Genomic DNA, 14689 nt, shown 5'->3' with positions numbered 1-14689 from the left:
ATAGTCTCGCATTCAGGCTACCTGACTGGCCGTCTGCCCGGCCAACAAGTGCTTGAGCAAGGCGCGGTAGGCAATCACGCCGCGACTGTTGTTATCGAATTGCGAGGGCGTTTGTCCGGCCCGACTGGCATCGCGCAGGCGCGTATCCACCGGGATATAGGCCTGCCACAGGTGCTCCGCGTAGGAATTGCGCAGCACCCGCAGGGTATTCAGCGAGGCTTGGGTACGGCGGTCGAACAGCGTCGGCACGATGGTGTACGGCAGCGCCTGCTTGCGCGAGCGATTGATCATGGCCAAGGTACTGACCATACGCTCCAGGCCTTTTACCGCAAGAAACTCGGTTTGCACCGGGATCACCAACTGCTGGCTGGCCGCCAATGCATTGACCATCAACACGCCCAGCAGCGGCGGGCTGTCGATAATGGCGTGGTCGAACTTGTCCCACATCTGCGCCAGGCTCTTGGCGATCACCAGCCCCAGGCCGCTTTGCCCCGGCGACTGCCGCTCCAGCGTGGCCAGCGCCGTGCTGGATGGCAGCAGGGAAATATTCGGATGGCTGGTGGGCAGCAGCAGGCTGGCCGGCAGGCCACGCGGCACGTTGCCCTGGTGCTGGAACAGGTCAAAGCTGCTGTGCTCCAGGGTGTCTGGATCATGGCCGAAATAACTGCTCATCGAGCCGTGCGGGTCGAGGTCGACCACCACCACGCGCTTGCCCGCATCGGCCAGCAAGCCGGCGAGTGCAATGGATGTGGTGGTCTTGCCGACACCACCTTTTTGATTGGCTACTGCCCAGACTTTCATCTTCGTCGTCCTCCCGGCGTAGCTGCAGCCTTACCGAGAACTGATTGGCGCCTCATGGGGCAGGCGTCGAATTATTGACGGATCCAGGAATAGACCCCGTGACAGGGGACGCTGGTGCAGATTGCGTGCCAGCCCTCTGCAACGCGGCATCCGGCTGTGCCTTGCTGCTGCCGACGCCACTGATACTGCGCCGAACATCAAGATTGCGCGAGATCACCAGCACCACCCGTCGATTGCGAGCACGCCCTTCAGCCGTGGCATTGTCGGCCACCGGCTGGAATTCACCGTAACCCACCGCCGCCATGCGCCCGGGATTGACCCCATCCGCTGCAAGCATCCGCACGATGCTCGCGGCACGCGCGGTAGAAAGCTCCCAGTTACTGGGGAACTGCACGCTGTTGATCGGCAGGTTGTCGGTAAAGCCTTCGATGTGCACCGGGTTCTCGTAGGGCGCGAGGATCTTCGCGACCTTCTCGACCAGGGTGAACGCCATATCGTTAGGTACCGCATCACCACTGGGGAAAAGCAGGCTGGAGTTCAGTTCGATCTCGATCCACAACTCGTTGCCGCGCACGGTCAACTGGTTAGAGTTGATCAGGTCGCCGAAAGCATCCTGCACGCTGGCGGCGATTTCCTGCAGGGGATCGGAGCCCGGATTATCGATCGATGTCGTGCTGTTCGGGTTGTCTTCCACCATCGAGCGATCCGGCTCGGTGGTACGCGGCCGCTCATCGCCCACGGGAATCGGCTTGATCGAGCGCTCAGGCTCGCTGAAGACGCCTACCAGGCTTTCCGAGAGCACTTTGTATTTGCCCTCGTTGATCGATGAAATCGAATACATGACCACGAAAAAAGCGAACAGCAGGGTGATGAAATCCGCGTAGGAGACCAGCCAGCGTTCGTGATTCTCGTGTTCTTCCTGATGACGCCGCCGAGCCATATGCCCCCCACTCCGTCAGTCCATGAAGCCTTGCAGCTTCAATTCGATGGAGCGCGGATTCTCGCCTTCGGCAATCGACAGAATGCCCTCCAGCAACATCTCGCGGTAACGCGACTGGCGTGCAGCAATCGCCTTGAGCTTGTTGCCCACGGGCAGCAGCAACAGGTTGGCGAACGCCACACCGTAGATGGTGGCGACGAATGCGACGGCAATACCGCTGCCCAGCTTGCTTGGGTCAGCCAGGTTGCCCATGACATGGATCAGGCCCATGACCGCACCGATGATGCCGATGGTCGGCGCGTAGCCGCCCATGCTCTCGTATACCTTGGCGGCCTGGATATCACGGCCTTCCTGGGTATACAGATCGACTTCAAGAATACTGCGAATGGCCTCTGGCTCCGCGCCATCGACCAACAGCTGCAAGCCCTTGCGGGCATAAGGATCGGGCTCGCTGTCGGCAATCGGCTCCAGGCCGAGCAGGCCTTCCTTGCGCGCCGCCATGCTCCAGCCAACCACACGATTGATGCCACCGGCCAGATCGATACGCGGCGGGAAGATGATCCAGCGCAGAATGGCCAGCGAACGCTTGAATACGTTGACCGGGGCCTGCAGGAATGCAGCGCCCAGCGTGCCGCCGATGACGATCAGTGCCGCTGGCCCATTGATCAGCGCCCCGACGTGGCCACCCTCGAGATAATTGCCACCGAGGATGGCGACGAACGCCAGGATGATACCAATGAGACTAAGTGCATCCATCAGATACAGGCCTCGGCCAGATGCCGGCCGATATCTTCGAGGCTGTACACGGCGTCAGCGAGGTCCGCTTTGACGATGGCCATGGGCATGCCATAGATCACACAACTGGCTTCATCCTGCGCCCACACCTGGCTGCCACTCTGCTTGAGCAGGCGCGCGCCTTCGCGGCCGTCTGCGCCCATGCCCGTCAGCACCACGGCCAGCACCTTGTCATTGAACGACTTGGCTGCCGAGCCAAAGGTGATATCGACACAGGGTTTGTAGTTCAGACGCTCGTCGCCGGGCAGGATACGCACTACACCGCGCGGATCGACCATCATCTGCTTGCCACCTGGCGCCAGCAGGGCCAGGCCAGGACGCAGCTGATCACCATCCTCGGCTTCCTTGACGGAAATCCGGCACAGCTTGTCCAGACGCTCGGCAAAGGCCTTGGTGAAGGCTGCCGGCATGTGCTGGATCAAGACGATAGGCGCTGGGAAATTGGCTGGCAGCTGGGTCAATACGCGCTGCAGCGCCACCGGCCCGCCCGTAGAGGTGCCGATGGCCACCAGCCGGTAGGATTTACGCTTTGGGCTGGCACCGCCGCCTGCGGCATGCGCAGAGCCAGAAGTTCGACCAGCAGAAGCCGGCGCTGCCGGCGCAACAGGCGTACTGCGCGCCACCGGCGCGCTACTGGCAGGTGCAGCAGTAGGTGCAGGTTGGCTAAAGCCGCTGTAACGGCGGTTACTGCGGGCAATGGAATGAACCTTCTCGCACAGCAGCGCCTTGACCTTCTCCGGATTGCGCGAAATATCTTCGAAATTCTTCGGCAGGAAGTCGACTGCGCCGGCGTCCAGCGCATCGAGGGTGACGCGCGCGCCTTCGTGAGTCAGCGATGAGAACATCAGAACCGGCGTCGGACAGCGCTGCATGATGTTTCGCACGGCGGTGATGCCGTCCATCATCGGCATCTCGTAGTCCATCGTGATCACGTCCGGCTTCAATGCCAGCGCTTGATCGATGGCTTCGCGCCCATTGGTGGCCGTACCAACAACCTGGATATTCGGGTCGGCAGAGAGAATCTCCGAGACCCGGCGGCGGAAGAAGCCGGAGTCATCCACCACCAGGACTTTGACAGCCATAAACACTCCTGAGCGGCTGGATGACCCAGCCCGCAATCAATCAGATGCGACGTGCGTAGCGCTTGAGCATGCTCGGCACATCGAGGATCAGGGCAATGCGCCCGTCACCAGTAATGGTAGCCCCGGACATGCCTGGCGTACCTTGCAGCATCTTGCCCAGTGGTTTGATCACCACCTCTTCCTGGCCAACCAACTGGTCGACCACGAAGCCGATACGCTGGCTGCCGACGGTGAGAATCACCACATGCCCTTCGCGCTGCTCTTCGTAGGCGGCGCCACGCACCAGCCAGCGCTTGAGGTAGAACAGCGGCAAGGCCTTGTCACGCACGATCACCACTTCCTGGCCATCCACCACGTTGGTGCGCGACAGATCAAGGTGGAAAATCTCGTTGACGTTGACCAGCGGGAACGCGAAAGCCTGATTGCCCAGCATCACCATCAGAGTTGGCATGATCGCCAGGGTCAGCGGCACCTTGATGATGATCTTCGAGCCCTGGCCTTTGGCCGAGTGCACGTTGATGATGCCGTTGAGCTGGGAAATCTTGGTCTTCACCACGTCCATGCCGACACCGCGACCGGACACGTCGGAAATCTCGGTCTTGGTCGAGAAGCCCGGGGCGAAGATCAGGTTGTAGCATTCGGTCTCGCTCAGGCGATCCGCCGCATCCTTGTCCAGCAGGCCCTTCTCCACCGCCTTGACGCGGAGGATTTCCGGATCCATGCCTTTACCGTCATCGGAGATCGACAGCAGGATGTGATCACCCTCCTGCTCGGCAGACAGAACTACTCGTCCGCCGCGTGCCTTGCCTGAAGCCTCGCGCTCCTCAGGCATTTCGATGCCGTGATCGACCGCGTTGCGTACCAAGTGGACCAGCGGGTCGGCCAGCGCTTCAACCAGGTTCTTGTCGAGGTCGGTTTCTTCACCGACCAGCTCCAGATTGATCTCTTTCTTGAGCTGGCGCGCCAAATCGCGAACCAGGCGCGGGAAGCGGCCGAAGACTTTCTTGATCGGCTGCATGCGGGTCTTCATCACCGACGTCTGCAGGTCAGCCGTGACCACGTCGAGGTTGGACACTGCCTTGGCCATTGCCTCATCGCCGCTGTTCAACCCCAGGCGTACCAGGCGGTTACGTACCAGCACCAGCTCGCCGACCATGTTCATGATCTCGTCCAGCCGAGCGGTGTCCACACGAACCGTGGTTTCCGCCTCGCTGGCAGCCGCCGGTGCCTTGTCGGCAGCCGGAGCAGGTGCTGGTGTCGGGCTGGCCGCAGGTTTGGCAGGTGCCACCGCTTTGGCGGCAGGTTTGGCCGCGGGCTTTGCCGCCGGTTTCGCAGCGGGCGCAGCCTTTACTTCAGCAGCGGGAGCCGGCTGTACCGCGTCCTCGCTGAATTTACCCTTGCCGTGCAGTTGATCGAGCAAAGCTTCGAATTCGTCATCGGTGATGTTCTCGCCCGACGCCGGAGCTGCTGGCGCGGCTTTCGCCGTGACCACCGGCGGCTCGTCTGGCTCATCGGCCGGAGCAACGAACTTGCCCTTGCCATGCAGCTGATCGAGCAAGGCCTCGAATTCGTCGTCAGTAATATCGCCACTGGCGGGTGCTGCAGCGGCCGCAGGTGCCGCAGCCGGCGCTGCAGCAACAGCGGTTGGCTGGCCTTTGCCGTGCAATTGGTCCAGCAAGGCTTCGAATTCGTCGTCGGTGATTTCATCACCGGAGGCTGGCGCGCTAGCCGGTGCCGGCGCGGCAGCCGCCGGCTCGGCGATGGCGTCCAGCAGTTGTTCGAACTCGCTGTCGGAAATATCGTTATCAGCAACCGCTTCGACTTCAACTTCCGGCTCGTCGTCGGCGACCAGTTCGTCCGCACTCTCTGGCTCGGCCAGGCGAGCCAGCGCTTCAAGCAGCTCGGGAGTAGCGGGAGTAACCGTGGCACGTTCCCGTACCTGGCTGAACATTTCGTTGACTGAGTCCAGTGCCTGCAACACCACGTCCATCAGCTCGGCGGTAACCCGCCGTTCGCCTTTGCGCAGAATGTCGAACACGTTTTCCGCGATGTGGCAGCACTCCACCAGCTCGTTGAGCTGGAGAAAGCCCGCGCCACCCTTGACGGTATGGAACCCACGGAAAATCGCATTGAGCAGGTCCGTGTCATCCGGTCGGCTTTCCAGCTCAACCAGTTGTTCGGACAACAGTTCAAGAATTTCGCCGGCCTCTACCAGGAAGTCCTGGAGGATTTCTTCATCGGCGTCGAAGCTCATCGGTGCGCTCCAAAGGCTCTGTTAGAGCCTTAAAATCCCAGGCTGGACAGCAGATCATCGACATCGTCCTGATCGGATGCGACGTCCTCACGCTTATCGGCATGAATCTGCGGACCTTCACCCCGGGAAGGCTCTTTTTGTTGTTCTTGCTCAACACGCAACTCGTTCACGTCGTGTTCAATGCCAGCGAAGCGGTCAACATGACTGGCCATCAGCACCAGCTTGAGCAAATTGCTCTCTACTTCGGTAACCAGTTGGGTTACGCGCTTGATCACCTGACCGGTCAGGTCCTGGAAATCCTGCGCCAGCAGAATGTCGTTCAAATGCCCGGACAGCTTCTGGCTGTCGCGCTCGCTGCGGGCGAGGAACAGCTCAATGCGTTTGGCCAGCTCGCGGAAAGCTTCGGCACCCAGCTCGCGGCGCATGAATTTGCCCCAATCGGCGCTAAGGCTCTGCGCTTCATCGCCCAGGTCATTGACCAGCGGTGCGCTCTGTTCGACCAGGTCCATGGTACGGTTGGCCGCTTTCTCGGTCATCTGCACCACATAGGACAGACGCTCGGTCGCGTCCGTAATCTGGGAGATTTCCTGGGCATGCGGCATGCGCGGATCGATCTGGAAATTGACGATCGCGCTATGCAATTCACGGGTAAGTTTGCCCACTTCCTGATAAAGCCCGCGATCGCGAGTCTGATTCAGTTCGTGGATCAGTTGCACCGCCTCACCGAAACGACCTTTTTCCAGGCTTTCGACGAGCTGGCGGGCATGTACCTTCAGGGTCGACTCAAGTTCGCCCAGAGTGGAATCATCGTTAGCCATAGTGCCCTCGCGGCAAACATCAGCCGTTAACCCGCTCGAAGATCTTTTCGATCTTTTCCTTCAGCACCTGGGCCGTGAACGGCTTGACCACGTAGCCGTTTACCCCGGCTTGGGCGGCCTCGATGATCTGGTCGCGCTTGGCTTCTGCGGTCACCATCAGCACCGGCAGGGTTTTCAGGCGATCATCCGCACGCACTGCGCGCAGCAGGTCGATGCCGGTCATCCCGGGCATGTTCCAGTCGGTCACCAGAAAATCGAAGCTGCCGCTCTGCAACATCGGCAGTGCTGTCACGCCGTCATCGGCCTCGGCGGTATTGGTAAAGCCCAAATCGCGCAAGAGGTTCTTGATGATCCGTCGCATCGTTGAGAAGTCATCAACGATGAGGATTTTCATGTTCTTGTCCAAGTCGACCTCCGTACAGTCCTAAACGCCACCGGCACCCGGGTGCGTCGCAATCATGAAATCGGTAGTGCATCAGCGCGCGTGCCAATCACCCAACCGGGCGCGCAAGCGTGCGGCGCACTGGCTATGTAACTGGCTGACACGGGATTCGCTGACCCCCAATACTTCGCCGATTTCCTTGAGATTCAGTTCTTCGTCGTAATACAGCGACAACACCAGGCGCTCACGCTCCGGCAAATGGGCAATTGCATCGGCCAAGGCCGCCTGAAAGCGCTCATCTACCAGTTCGTGCAGAGGTTCGGCCTGGGCACTGCTGCTGTCTTCGTGCATCCCGCCATGTTCGCCGTCCTGCAACAGGTCGTCGAAACTGAACAGCCGGCTGCCCAAAGTGTCGCCAAGAATGCCGTAGTAATCCTCGAGACTCAATTGGAGTTCGGCCGCAACTTCTTGATCTTTAGCGTCTCTTCCCGTCCGCGCTTCAATTACACGGATCGCATCGCTGACCATTCGGCTGTTTCGGTGCACCGAACGCGGCGCCCAATCACCCTTGCGCACCTCATCCAGCATGGCGCCGCGGATGCGGATACCGGCGTAGGTCTCGAAACTGGCGCCCTTGCCACCGTCGTATTTTTTTGACGCTTCGAGCAGGCCGATCATGCCGGCCTGCATCAGATCGTCCACCTGGACGCTGGCCGGCAAGCGGGCCAGCAGGTGATAGGCAATGCGCTTGACCAGAGGCGCATAGCGCTCGATCAATTGGTGCTGGGAATCCTGCGCCCGCGCCTTGGTATACATACGGAGTCCAGTGGCTGCTGTCATACCGCCGTGCCCGCGATCGGTTGCTGCACCAGACGCTCGACGAAAAACTCCAGATGGCCACGCGGATTGGCCGGCAACGGCCACGTGTCAACTTTCTGGGCTATCGCCTTGAACGCCAGTGCGCACTTCGAGCGCGGGAAAGCTTCATAAACCGCGCGCTGCTTTTGCACGGCCTTGCGTACCGACTCGTCGTACGGCACAGCGCCCACATACTGCAGGGCCACATCGAGGAAACGGTCAGTCACTTTGGTCAGCTTAGCAAACAGGTTGCGACCTTCCTGCGGGCTGTGGGCCATATTGGCCAGCACGCGGAAACGGCTGATGCCGTAATCACGATTGAGCAGTTTGATCAGCGCGTAAGCGTCGGTGATCGAAGTCGGCTCGTCGCAGACCACCACCAGCACTTCCTGGGCGGCGCGCACAAAGCTGACCACGCCATCACCGATGCCGGCGGCAGTGTCGATCACCAGTACGTCGAGGTTGTCGCTGATGTCGCTGAACGCCTGGATCAGGCCGGCATGCTGCGACGGTGTCAGCTGCACCATGCTCTGCGTGCCGGAGGCCGCCGGCACGACACGAATGCCGCCAGGCCCCTGGATCAGCACGTCCTTGAGGTCGCACTCGCCGGAAATCACATCGGCTAGCGTACGTTTGGCGGTCAGCCCCAGCAGTACGTCGACGTTGGCCAGACCGAGGTCGGCGTCCATCAACATGACCCTGCGGCCAAGATCGGCGAGCGCCAGCGACAGGTTCACCGAGACGTTGGTCTTGCCGACCCCGCCTTTGCCACCGGTCACCGCGATCACCTGTACGGGATGAATACTACCCATGTTCTCTCAATACCTTGTCTTGCCTGGACTGGGCTGGTCGGGAAACCACACCGACCCTTCCTCAACACTAGATCGCCTTGGCCGCTATCGCCTGCCTTAGCCGGCGCGACGCGTCGGTTGCTGGTACAGGCCGGCGAACATATCCGCCATGGCTTCTTCGCTGGGATCCTCTGCGGCCTGCAGGCTAACAGCTCTGCTCACCAGTTGGTGACTGCGCGGCACTTGCAGATCATCCGGAATCTTTGGCCCATCAGCCAGATAGGCTACCGGTAGATGCTGGCCGATAGCCAGCCCTAAAACCTCGCCCAGGCTGGTTGCCTCATCCACCTTGCTCAGAATGCAGCCCGCCAGGCCGCACTGCTTGTAGCTATGGTAGGCCGCCTTGAGCACCTGGCTCTGGCTGGTTGCAGCCAGAACCAGGTAATTTTTCGACTTCACCCCGCGGCTGGCCAGGCTTTCCAGCTGCAGGCGCAGCGCGGGATCGCTGCCTGGCAGGCCGGCGGTATCGATCAACACCACACGTTTGCGTGCCAGCGGCGCCAGGGCCTGGATCAGCGATTGCCCCGGATCGACCTGAGTCACCGACACATTAAGGATGCGGCCAAGGGTCTTGAGTTGCTCCTGGGCGCCGATACGGAAGCTGTCCATGCTGACCAGCGCGATGCTCTGCGGGCCGTACTTGAGGACGTAGCGCGCAGCCATCTTGGCCAGCGTGGTGGTCTTGCCCATGCCGGCAGGGCCGACCAGGGCGATCACACCGCCCTCTTCCATCGGCTCGACCTTCGGCGTCTTGATCGCATGCGCCAGGTGCGCCAGCAGCATACGCCAGGCCTGGCGCGGCTCGGCGACCTTGGACACGCGCTCCAGCAGCACCCGTGACAGCTCGGCAGACAGGCCCATGCGCTGCAGGCGACGCCACAGGTTGGCCTGTTGCGGCTTGCGGTTCTGCAGCTGGCCCCAGGCGATCGAGCCCAGCTGCACTTCGATCAGCTCGCGCAGACCGTGCAGCTCAAAGCGCATGGCATCCAGCGCACGCTGGTCCATGGCGGCAGCCTGCAGTTGAGGTTTTGCTGCTGCCACCGGTTGCGCACGCGACGCCTTGACCGGCGTGGCCAGCAGCTCAGGGGCCACCAGCGACTCATTGGCGAACAGTTGGCGATCCTTGTGCTCATCGACCGCAGCGCGGCTGATCAGCTCGGCCTGAGCCGTGGCGATCTGCGCCTGGGTTTTGCGCAGCTCGGCTTCCAGCGCCAGATTGGGCTGACGAGCAGGCGGCGTGGGCATTTGGTAGTCCAGCGCGGCAGTCAGCTCGACGCCACCGGCCACCCGGCGGTTGCCGATGATGGATGCATCGGCACCCAGTTCATCGCGCACCAGTTTCATGGCAGTACGCATATCGGCAGCGAAGAAGCGTTTGACTTGCATGGCTTACAGCCCTCAGTTCTGGCCAACCGTAGCGACGATTGTGACCTGCTTGTTATCCGGTATTTCCTGATAAGCCAGGACATGCATGTTGGCCACAGCGAGCCGCGCAAAGCGCGAGAGCATCGCCCGGACCGGACCGGCCACCAGCAGGATCACTGGCTTGCCGAGCATTTCCTGGCGCTGCGCCGCTTCCACCAGGGAGCGTTGCAGCTTTTCAGCCATGCCAGGTTCGAGGAGGATACCGTCCTCGGAGCCTTGACCAGCCTTCTGCAAGCTATTGAGCAATATCTGTTCCAACCTGGGCTCCAGCGTGATCACAGGCAGCTCTGGCTCTAGTCCCACAATGCTTTGCACGATTGCGCGAGAAAGCGCGACGCGCACCGCGGCGACCATCGCGGCGGGATCTTGACTCTTTGGCGCCACGTTGGAGATGGCTTCGGCGATGCTGCGGATGTCCCGCACCGGCACCTGCTCCTGCAACAGGGTCTGCAGCACCTTGAGCAGCGTGGACAGCGACACCATCCCCGGCACCAGCTCTTCAGCCAGCTTCGGCGAGCTCTTGGCCAACAACTGCATGAGTTGTTGCACTTCTTCGTGCCCCAGCAACTCATGGGCGTGCTTGTGCAGCACCTGATTCAGGTGTGTGGCGACCACCGTACTGGCGTCCACCACGGTGTAACCCAGGGATTGAGCCTGGTCGCGCTGGGTCGGGTCGATCCACACCGCCTCCAGGCCGAACGCCGGATCTTTGGCGGCGATACCGTTGAGGGTGCCGAACACCTGCCCTGGGTTGATCGCCAGCTCACGCTCCGGATACACCTCGGCCTCGGCCACGCTGACGCCCATCAACGTCAAGCGATAGGCGTTGGGCAGCAGATCGAGGTTGTCGCGGATATGCACGGACGGCATCAGGAAGCCCATTTCCTGGGACAGCTTCTTGCGCACACCCTTGATCCGCGCAAGCAGCTGGCCTCCCTGGTTGCGGTCCACCAGCGGAATCAGCCGATAACCAACCTCCAGGCCGACCATGTCCACCGGGGTCACGTCGTCCCAGCCCAGTTCCTTGACTTCCTGAGCGCGCTGCGCCGGCAGCAATTCCTGCTGACGCTGGACTTCCTTGACCTCGTTTTCCTTGGTCTGGCGCTGCTTGTTAGCGATCCAGTAGGCGGCGCCGGCAGCAACCAGGCCGAGGCTGATGAAGGAGAAATGCGGCATGCCGGGCACCAGGCCCATGGCAATCATGATGGCTGCCGATACGGCCAGCGCACGCGGCGAGGCAAACATCTGTCGCGTCACCTGGGCGCCCATGTCTTCCGAGGTGGAAACGCGGGTCACCATGATCGCTGCGGCGGTAGACAGCAGCAGCGACGGGATCTGCGCCACCAGGCCGTCACCGATGGTCAGCAAGGTGTAGATGCGCCCTGCCTCGGCAAACGCCAGATCGTGCTGCAGGATGCCAATGGCCATGCCGCCGATCAGGTTGATGAACAGGATCAGCAGGCCGGCAACCGCATCACCGCGAACGAACTTGCTGGCACCGTCCATCGAGCCATAGAAATCGGCCTCCTGGGCGACTTCGGTCCGCCGGCGCTTGGCTTCGGGCTGGTCGATCAGGCCGGAGTTGAGGTCTGCGTCGATGGCCATCTGCTTACCGGGCATGGCATCCAGGGTGAAACGCGCGCTGACTTCGGAGATCCGCCCGGCACCCTTGGTGACCACCACGAAGTTGATGATCATGAGGATGGCGAACACCACGATACCGACGACGTAGTTGCCGCCGATCACCACTTCACCGAAGGCCTGGATCACCTTGCCCGCGGCGTCGTGGCCATCCTGGCCGTGCAGCAGCACCACCCGCGTCGAGGCCACGTTTAGTGCCAGGCGCAACAGCGTCGCGGCCAGCAGCACGGTGGGGAATACGGCGAAGTCCAGCGGGCGCAGGGCGTAGATCGCCACCAGCAGAACCACGATGGACAAGGCGATGCTGAAGGTGAACAGCACGTCGAGCAGGAACGGTGGGATCGGCAGCATGACCATGGCGAGCATGACCAGCAGCATCAATGGGATACCCAAGTTGCCGTGGCGCAACCCCGACAGGTTACTGCGTACGTCACCGATGATTTGCGCGCGATCCAGTGCCACTCGTGTTCCCCAGCCGATTCAATCTTTTGACGCAAAAGCGCGTCACGCTGGGGCTATCGCAAGAAGTGTTCCAGAACGTCAGCAACAGGCCAAGAACATCACCAGCCGGCTCGACCCTGCCGATTTACAGGGTGGCTAGCGCACCGCTCGCCTGGGCCAGGAGCGGCGAGATGCAGGTTATTCGTCGCGGCGCAGATCCGGCGGAATCGGCAGATCTTTCAGCGGCACCGGGCGCTTGCCCTTGCCCGAACGGAACTGCTTGAGCTGGTAGACGTAGGCCAGTACCTGGGCCACCGCCAGATACAGGCCGGCAGGGATTTCCTGGTCGATTTCGGTGGAATAGAACACCGCACGCGCCAGCGCTGGCGATTCGAGTAGGGTGACCTTGTGCTCCTGGGCGATCTCGCGAATCTTCAGCGCCATGAAATCGCCACCCTTGGCCAGCAGTTGCGGCGCCTGGCCGTTGGCCGGGTCGTATTTGAGGGCCACGGCAAAGTGCGTCGGGTTGGTGATCACCACGTCGGCCTCCGGCACCTTCTGCATCATGCGTTGCTCGGCCATCTGCCGCTGCATCTGGCGGATCTTCGATTTGACCTCGGGCTTACCCTCGCTGTCGCGGTACTCGTCGCGCACTTCCTGCTTGGTCATCATCAGCTTCTGCTTGCTGTCCCAGAGCTGGAACGGCACATCCACCGCAGTGATCAGAATCAACCCGCAGGCCAGCCACAGCAGGCTCTTACCGACGATCACCAGGCTGTGCAGGATGGCCTGTTCGACCGGTTCGTTGGCAATCGCCAGCAAGTCCTTCTGATCCGACTTGAGCACCGCCAGCGCCACCAGCAGGATCACCGTGAACTTGGCCAAGGCCTTGAGCAGCTCCACCAGGGCCTTGGTCGAGAACATCCGTTTGAGCCCAGCCAGCGGGTCCATGCGGCTGAACTTCGGCATCATCGCTTCGCCGGAGAACAGCCAGCCGCCGAGCGCAATGGGCCCGACGATGGAGGCGATCAGCAGCAATGTCAGCAGCGGCTGCAGGGACATCAGCGCGTCCATGCCCGAGGCCAACAGGTAGCGCGCCATGGAACCGTCATCCATCAGCACTTCACGCGGCAGGCTGAAGTTGGTGCGCATCAGGTCCGCCATCGCGGCGCCCATCTGCCCACCGTAGAACAGCAGCCCGCCGGAACCGGCCAGCATCACAGCCAGGGTATTGAGTTCGCGCGAACGCGCCACCTGCCCTTTCTTGCGCGCCTCTTCAAGGCGCTTGCTGGTGGGTTCCTCGCTTTTGTCCGCGCCGCTTTCGCTTTCTGCCATGGCAGTCGTCTCCTCAGCGTATCCGAGCCAATTCGCGCAGTTGCAGCAAGGCTTCGCTGGTCAGCGCTTGGAAATGCGCCAGGAAGTCGGTCAGCCCGAGCCAGAAAATTACCAGGCCGAGCACCAGGGTCAGGGGGAAACCGATGGAGAAGATGTTCAATTGCGGCGCCGCACGGGTCATCACACCAAACGCCAGGTTGACCACTAGCAAGGCGGTCACCACCGGCAGGGCCAGGAGCAAGCCAGCGGCCATCACCCAGCTGAGCTTGCCGGCCAGCGACCAGTAATGATCGAGCAACAGCCCCTGACCAACCGGCAAGGTGACGAAGCTCTCGGCGAGAATCTCGAACACCACTAGATGGCCGTTCATCGCAAGGAACAGCAGGGTCACCAGCATCAGCAGGAACTGACCAAGCACCGGGACCGACACGCCGTTGGTGGGGTCGACCATGGAGGCGAAGCCCAGGCCCATCTGGATGGCGATGATCTGCCCGGCCACGGTGAACAGGTGGAAATACAGCTGCAGGACCAGGCCGAACATCACCCCGATCAGCACCTGCTCGCCAATCAGCAGCATCGACTGCAGGCTGACCGAGTCGACCTGTGGCATCGGTGGCAGGTTCGGTGCCAGCACCAGGCAGATCGCCAGCGACAGGTACAGTCGCACCCGCGTCGGAACCAGCTGGGTGCCGATCACCGGCATCACCATCAGCATCGAGGCGATACGGAACAGCGGCAGGAGGAATTGCCCTACCCAGCCGCCGATCTGCGCATTGCTTAGTTCGAGCATCAGCCGATCAGCAACGGAATGTTCTGGATCAGGTTCTGGGTGTACTCCATCAGCTGACGGATCAGCCAGGGGCCCGCCCACATCAGCGTCAACAGCATCACCAGCAGGCGCGGGACGAAGCTCAGGGTCTGTTCGTTGATCTGCGTGGCCGCCTGGAACATCGCCACCAGCAGGCCCACCAGCAGGCTCGGCAGCACCATCAGGCCGACAATCATGGCCGTCAGCCAGAGCGCCTCGCGAAACAGGTCGACAGCGATTTCCGGAGTCATCTGAACC

General features: G+C 61.6%; 14 protein-coding genes. All 14 read right to left on the bottom strand.

All coding sequences use genetic code 11. From position 1 onward, the window contains the following. Positions 1-12: 12 nt before the first annotated feature. Positions 13-801 carry a ParA family protein gene (locus tag H3H51_RS12905; RefSeq protein WP_183089465.1) on the bottom strand — a complete coding sequence of 263 codons (789 nt, stop codon included), beginning with the start codon at positions 799-801 and terminating at the stop codon, positions 13-15. A gap of 52 nt (positions 802-853) precedes the next feature. Continuing rightward, the gene (motD, locus tag H3H51_RS12900) at positions 854-1741 is read right to left on the bottom strand and encodes a flagellar motor protein MotD (RefSeq protein ID WP_183089464.1); all 888 of its coding nucleotides are present in this window, start codon (positions 1739-1741) and stop codon (positions 854-856) included. 15 nt (positions 1742-1756) lie between these two features. Beyond that, positions 1757-2497 carry a flagellar motor protein gene (locus tag H3H51_RS12895; RefSeq protein ID WP_183089463.1) on the bottom strand — a complete coding sequence of 247 codons (741 nt, stop codon included), beginning with the start codon at positions 2495-2497 and terminating at the stop codon, positions 1757-1759. Further along, positions 2497-3618 (bottom strand): protein-glutamate methylesterase/protein-glutamine glutaminase, encoded by a 1122-nt coding sequence (locus tag H3H51_RS12890; RefSeq protein WP_183089462.1) that lies wholly within the window; start codon positions 3616-3618, stop codon positions 2497-2499. Before H3H51_RS12890 ends, H3H51_RS12895 begins: the two co-directional genes overlap by 1 nt. 40 nt (positions 3619-3658) lie before the next feature. Then, positions 3659-5872, bottom strand: a complete 2214-nt coding sequence (locus tag H3H51_RS12885) for a chemotaxis protein CheA (RefSeq protein WP_183089461.1) — start codon at positions 5870-5872, stop codon at positions 3659-3661. A 29-nt stretch (positions 5873-5901) separates the two neighbouring features. After that, on the bottom strand, positions 5902-6690 hold the full coding sequence (locus H3H51_RS12880; protein ID WP_183089460.1) for a protein phosphatase CheZ: 789 nt from the start codon (positions 6688-6690) through the stop codon (positions 5902-5904). 19 nt (positions 6691-6709) lie between these two features. Beyond that, entirely contained in the window at positions 6710-7084 is a 375-nt protein-coding gene (locus H3H51_RS12875) for a chemotaxis response regulator CheY (RefSeq protein ID WP_090254048.1), read from the bottom strand. Positions 7085-7165: 81 nt separating this feature from the next. Continuing rightward, complete coding sequence (fliA, locus tag H3H51_RS12870) at positions 7166-7912, bottom strand: RNA polymerase sigma factor FliA (protein ID WP_183089459.1); 747 nt, start codon at positions 7910-7912, stop codon at positions 7166-7168. Next, the gene (fleN, locus tag H3H51_RS12865; RefSeq protein ID WP_183089458.1) at positions 7909-8742 is read right to left on the bottom strand and encodes a flagellar synthesis regulator FleN; all 834 of its coding nucleotides are present in this window, start codon (positions 8740-8742) and stop codon (positions 7909-7911) included. The genes fliA and fleN overlap by 4 nt, the downstream gene beginning before the upstream one ends. Before the next feature lie 96 nt (positions 8743-8838). Continuing rightward, entirely contained in the window at positions 8839-10167 is a 1329-nt protein-coding gene (flhF, locus tag H3H51_RS12860; RefSeq protein WP_183089457.1) for a flagellar biosynthesis protein FlhF, read from the bottom strand. Positions 10168-10179: 12 nt separating this feature from the next. Beyond that, positions 10180-12303, bottom strand: coding sequence for a flagellar biosynthesis protein FlhA (gene flhA / locus H3H51_RS12855; RefSeq protein WP_183089872.1), 2124 nt, complete (start codon positions 12301-12303; stop codon positions 10180-10182). Between the two features lie 183 nt (positions 12304-12486). Then, positions 12487-13623: a flagellar biosynthesis protein FlhB gene (gene flhB / locus H3H51_RS12850; RefSeq protein WP_183089456.1), complete on the bottom strand. Its 1137-nt coding sequence runs from the start codon at positions 13621-13623 to the stop codon at positions 12487-12489. Between the two features lie 13 nt (positions 13624-13636). Further along, entirely contained in the window at positions 13637-14413 is a 777-nt protein-coding gene (fliR, locus tag H3H51_RS12845) for a flagellar biosynthetic protein FliR (RefSeq protein ID WP_183089455.1), read from the bottom strand. Continuing rightward, the gene (gene fliQ / locus H3H51_RS12840; protein WP_183089454.1) at positions 14413-14682 is read right to left on the bottom strand and encodes a flagellar biosynthesis protein FliQ; all 270 of its coding nucleotides are present in this window, start codon (positions 14680-14682) and stop codon (positions 14413-14415) included. Before fliQ ends, fliR begins: the two co-directional genes overlap by 1 nt. Between the last annotated feature and the right edge of the window lie 7 nt (positions 14683-14689).

Origin of the sequence: Aquipseudomonas ullengensis, from assembly GCF_014174475.1 — a bacterium.
In the GTDB taxonomy this organism is placed as follows: Bacteria; Pseudomonadota; Gammaproteobacteria; order Pseudomonadales; family Pseudomonadaceae; genus Aquipseudomonas; species Aquipseudomonas ullengensis.
Note: the sequence above shows the minus strand (reverse complement) of the source record. Positions and strands in the feature narration are given on the sequence as shown.

Excerpts from the sequence above, each read along its gene's own strand:
- H3H51_RS12905 (WP_183089465.1), bottom strand. The coding sequence starts at position 801 with ATGAAAGTCTGGGCAGTAGCCAATCAAAAAGGTGGTGTCGGCAAGACC.
- motD (WP_183089464.1), bottom strand. The coding sequence starts at position 1,741 with ATGGCTCGGCGGCGTCATCAGGAAGAACACGAGAATCACGAACGCTGG.
- H3H51_RS12895 (WP_183089463.1), bottom strand. The coding sequence starts at position 2,497 with ATGGATGCACTTAGTCTCATTGGTATCATCCTGGCGTTCGTCGCCATC.
- H3H51_RS12890 (WP_183089462.1), bottom strand. The coding sequence starts at position 3,618 with ATGGCTGTCAAAGTCCTGGTGGTGGATGACTCCGGCTTCTTCCGCCGC.
- H3H51_RS12885 (WP_183089461.1), bottom strand. The coding sequence starts at position 5,872 with ATGAGCTTCGACGCCGATGAAGAAATCCTCCAGGACTTCCTGGTAGAG.
- H3H51_RS12880 (WP_183089460.1), bottom strand. The coding sequence starts at position 6,690 with ATGGCTAACGATGATTCCACTCTGGGCGAACTTGAGTCGACCCTGAAG.
- H3H51_RS12875 (WP_090254048.1), bottom strand. The coding sequence starts at position 7,084 with ATGAAAATCCTCATCGTTGATGACTTCTCAACGATGCGACGGATCATC.
- fliA (WP_183089459.1), bottom strand. The coding sequence starts at position 7,912 with ATGACAGCAGCCACTGGACTCCGTATGTATACCAAGGCGCGGGCGCAG.
- fleN (WP_183089458.1), bottom strand. The coding sequence starts at position 8,742 with ATGGGTAGTATTCATCCCGTACAGGTGATCGCGGTGACCGGTGGCAAA.
- flhF (WP_183089457.1), bottom strand. The coding sequence starts at position 10,167 with ATGCAAGTCAAACGCTTCTTCGCTGCCGATATGCGTACTGCCATGAAA.
- flhB (WP_183089456.1), bottom strand. The coding sequence starts at position 13,623 with ATGGCAGAAAGCGAAAGCGGCGCGGACAAAAGCGAGGAACCCACCAGC.
- fliR (WP_183089455.1), bottom strand. The coding sequence starts at position 14,413 with ATGCTCGAACTAAGCAATGCGCAGATCGGCGGCTGGGTAGGGCAATTC.
- fliQ (WP_183089454.1), bottom strand. The coding sequence starts at position 14,682 with ATGACTCCGGAAATCGCTGTCGACCTGTTTCGCGAGGCGCTCTGGCTG.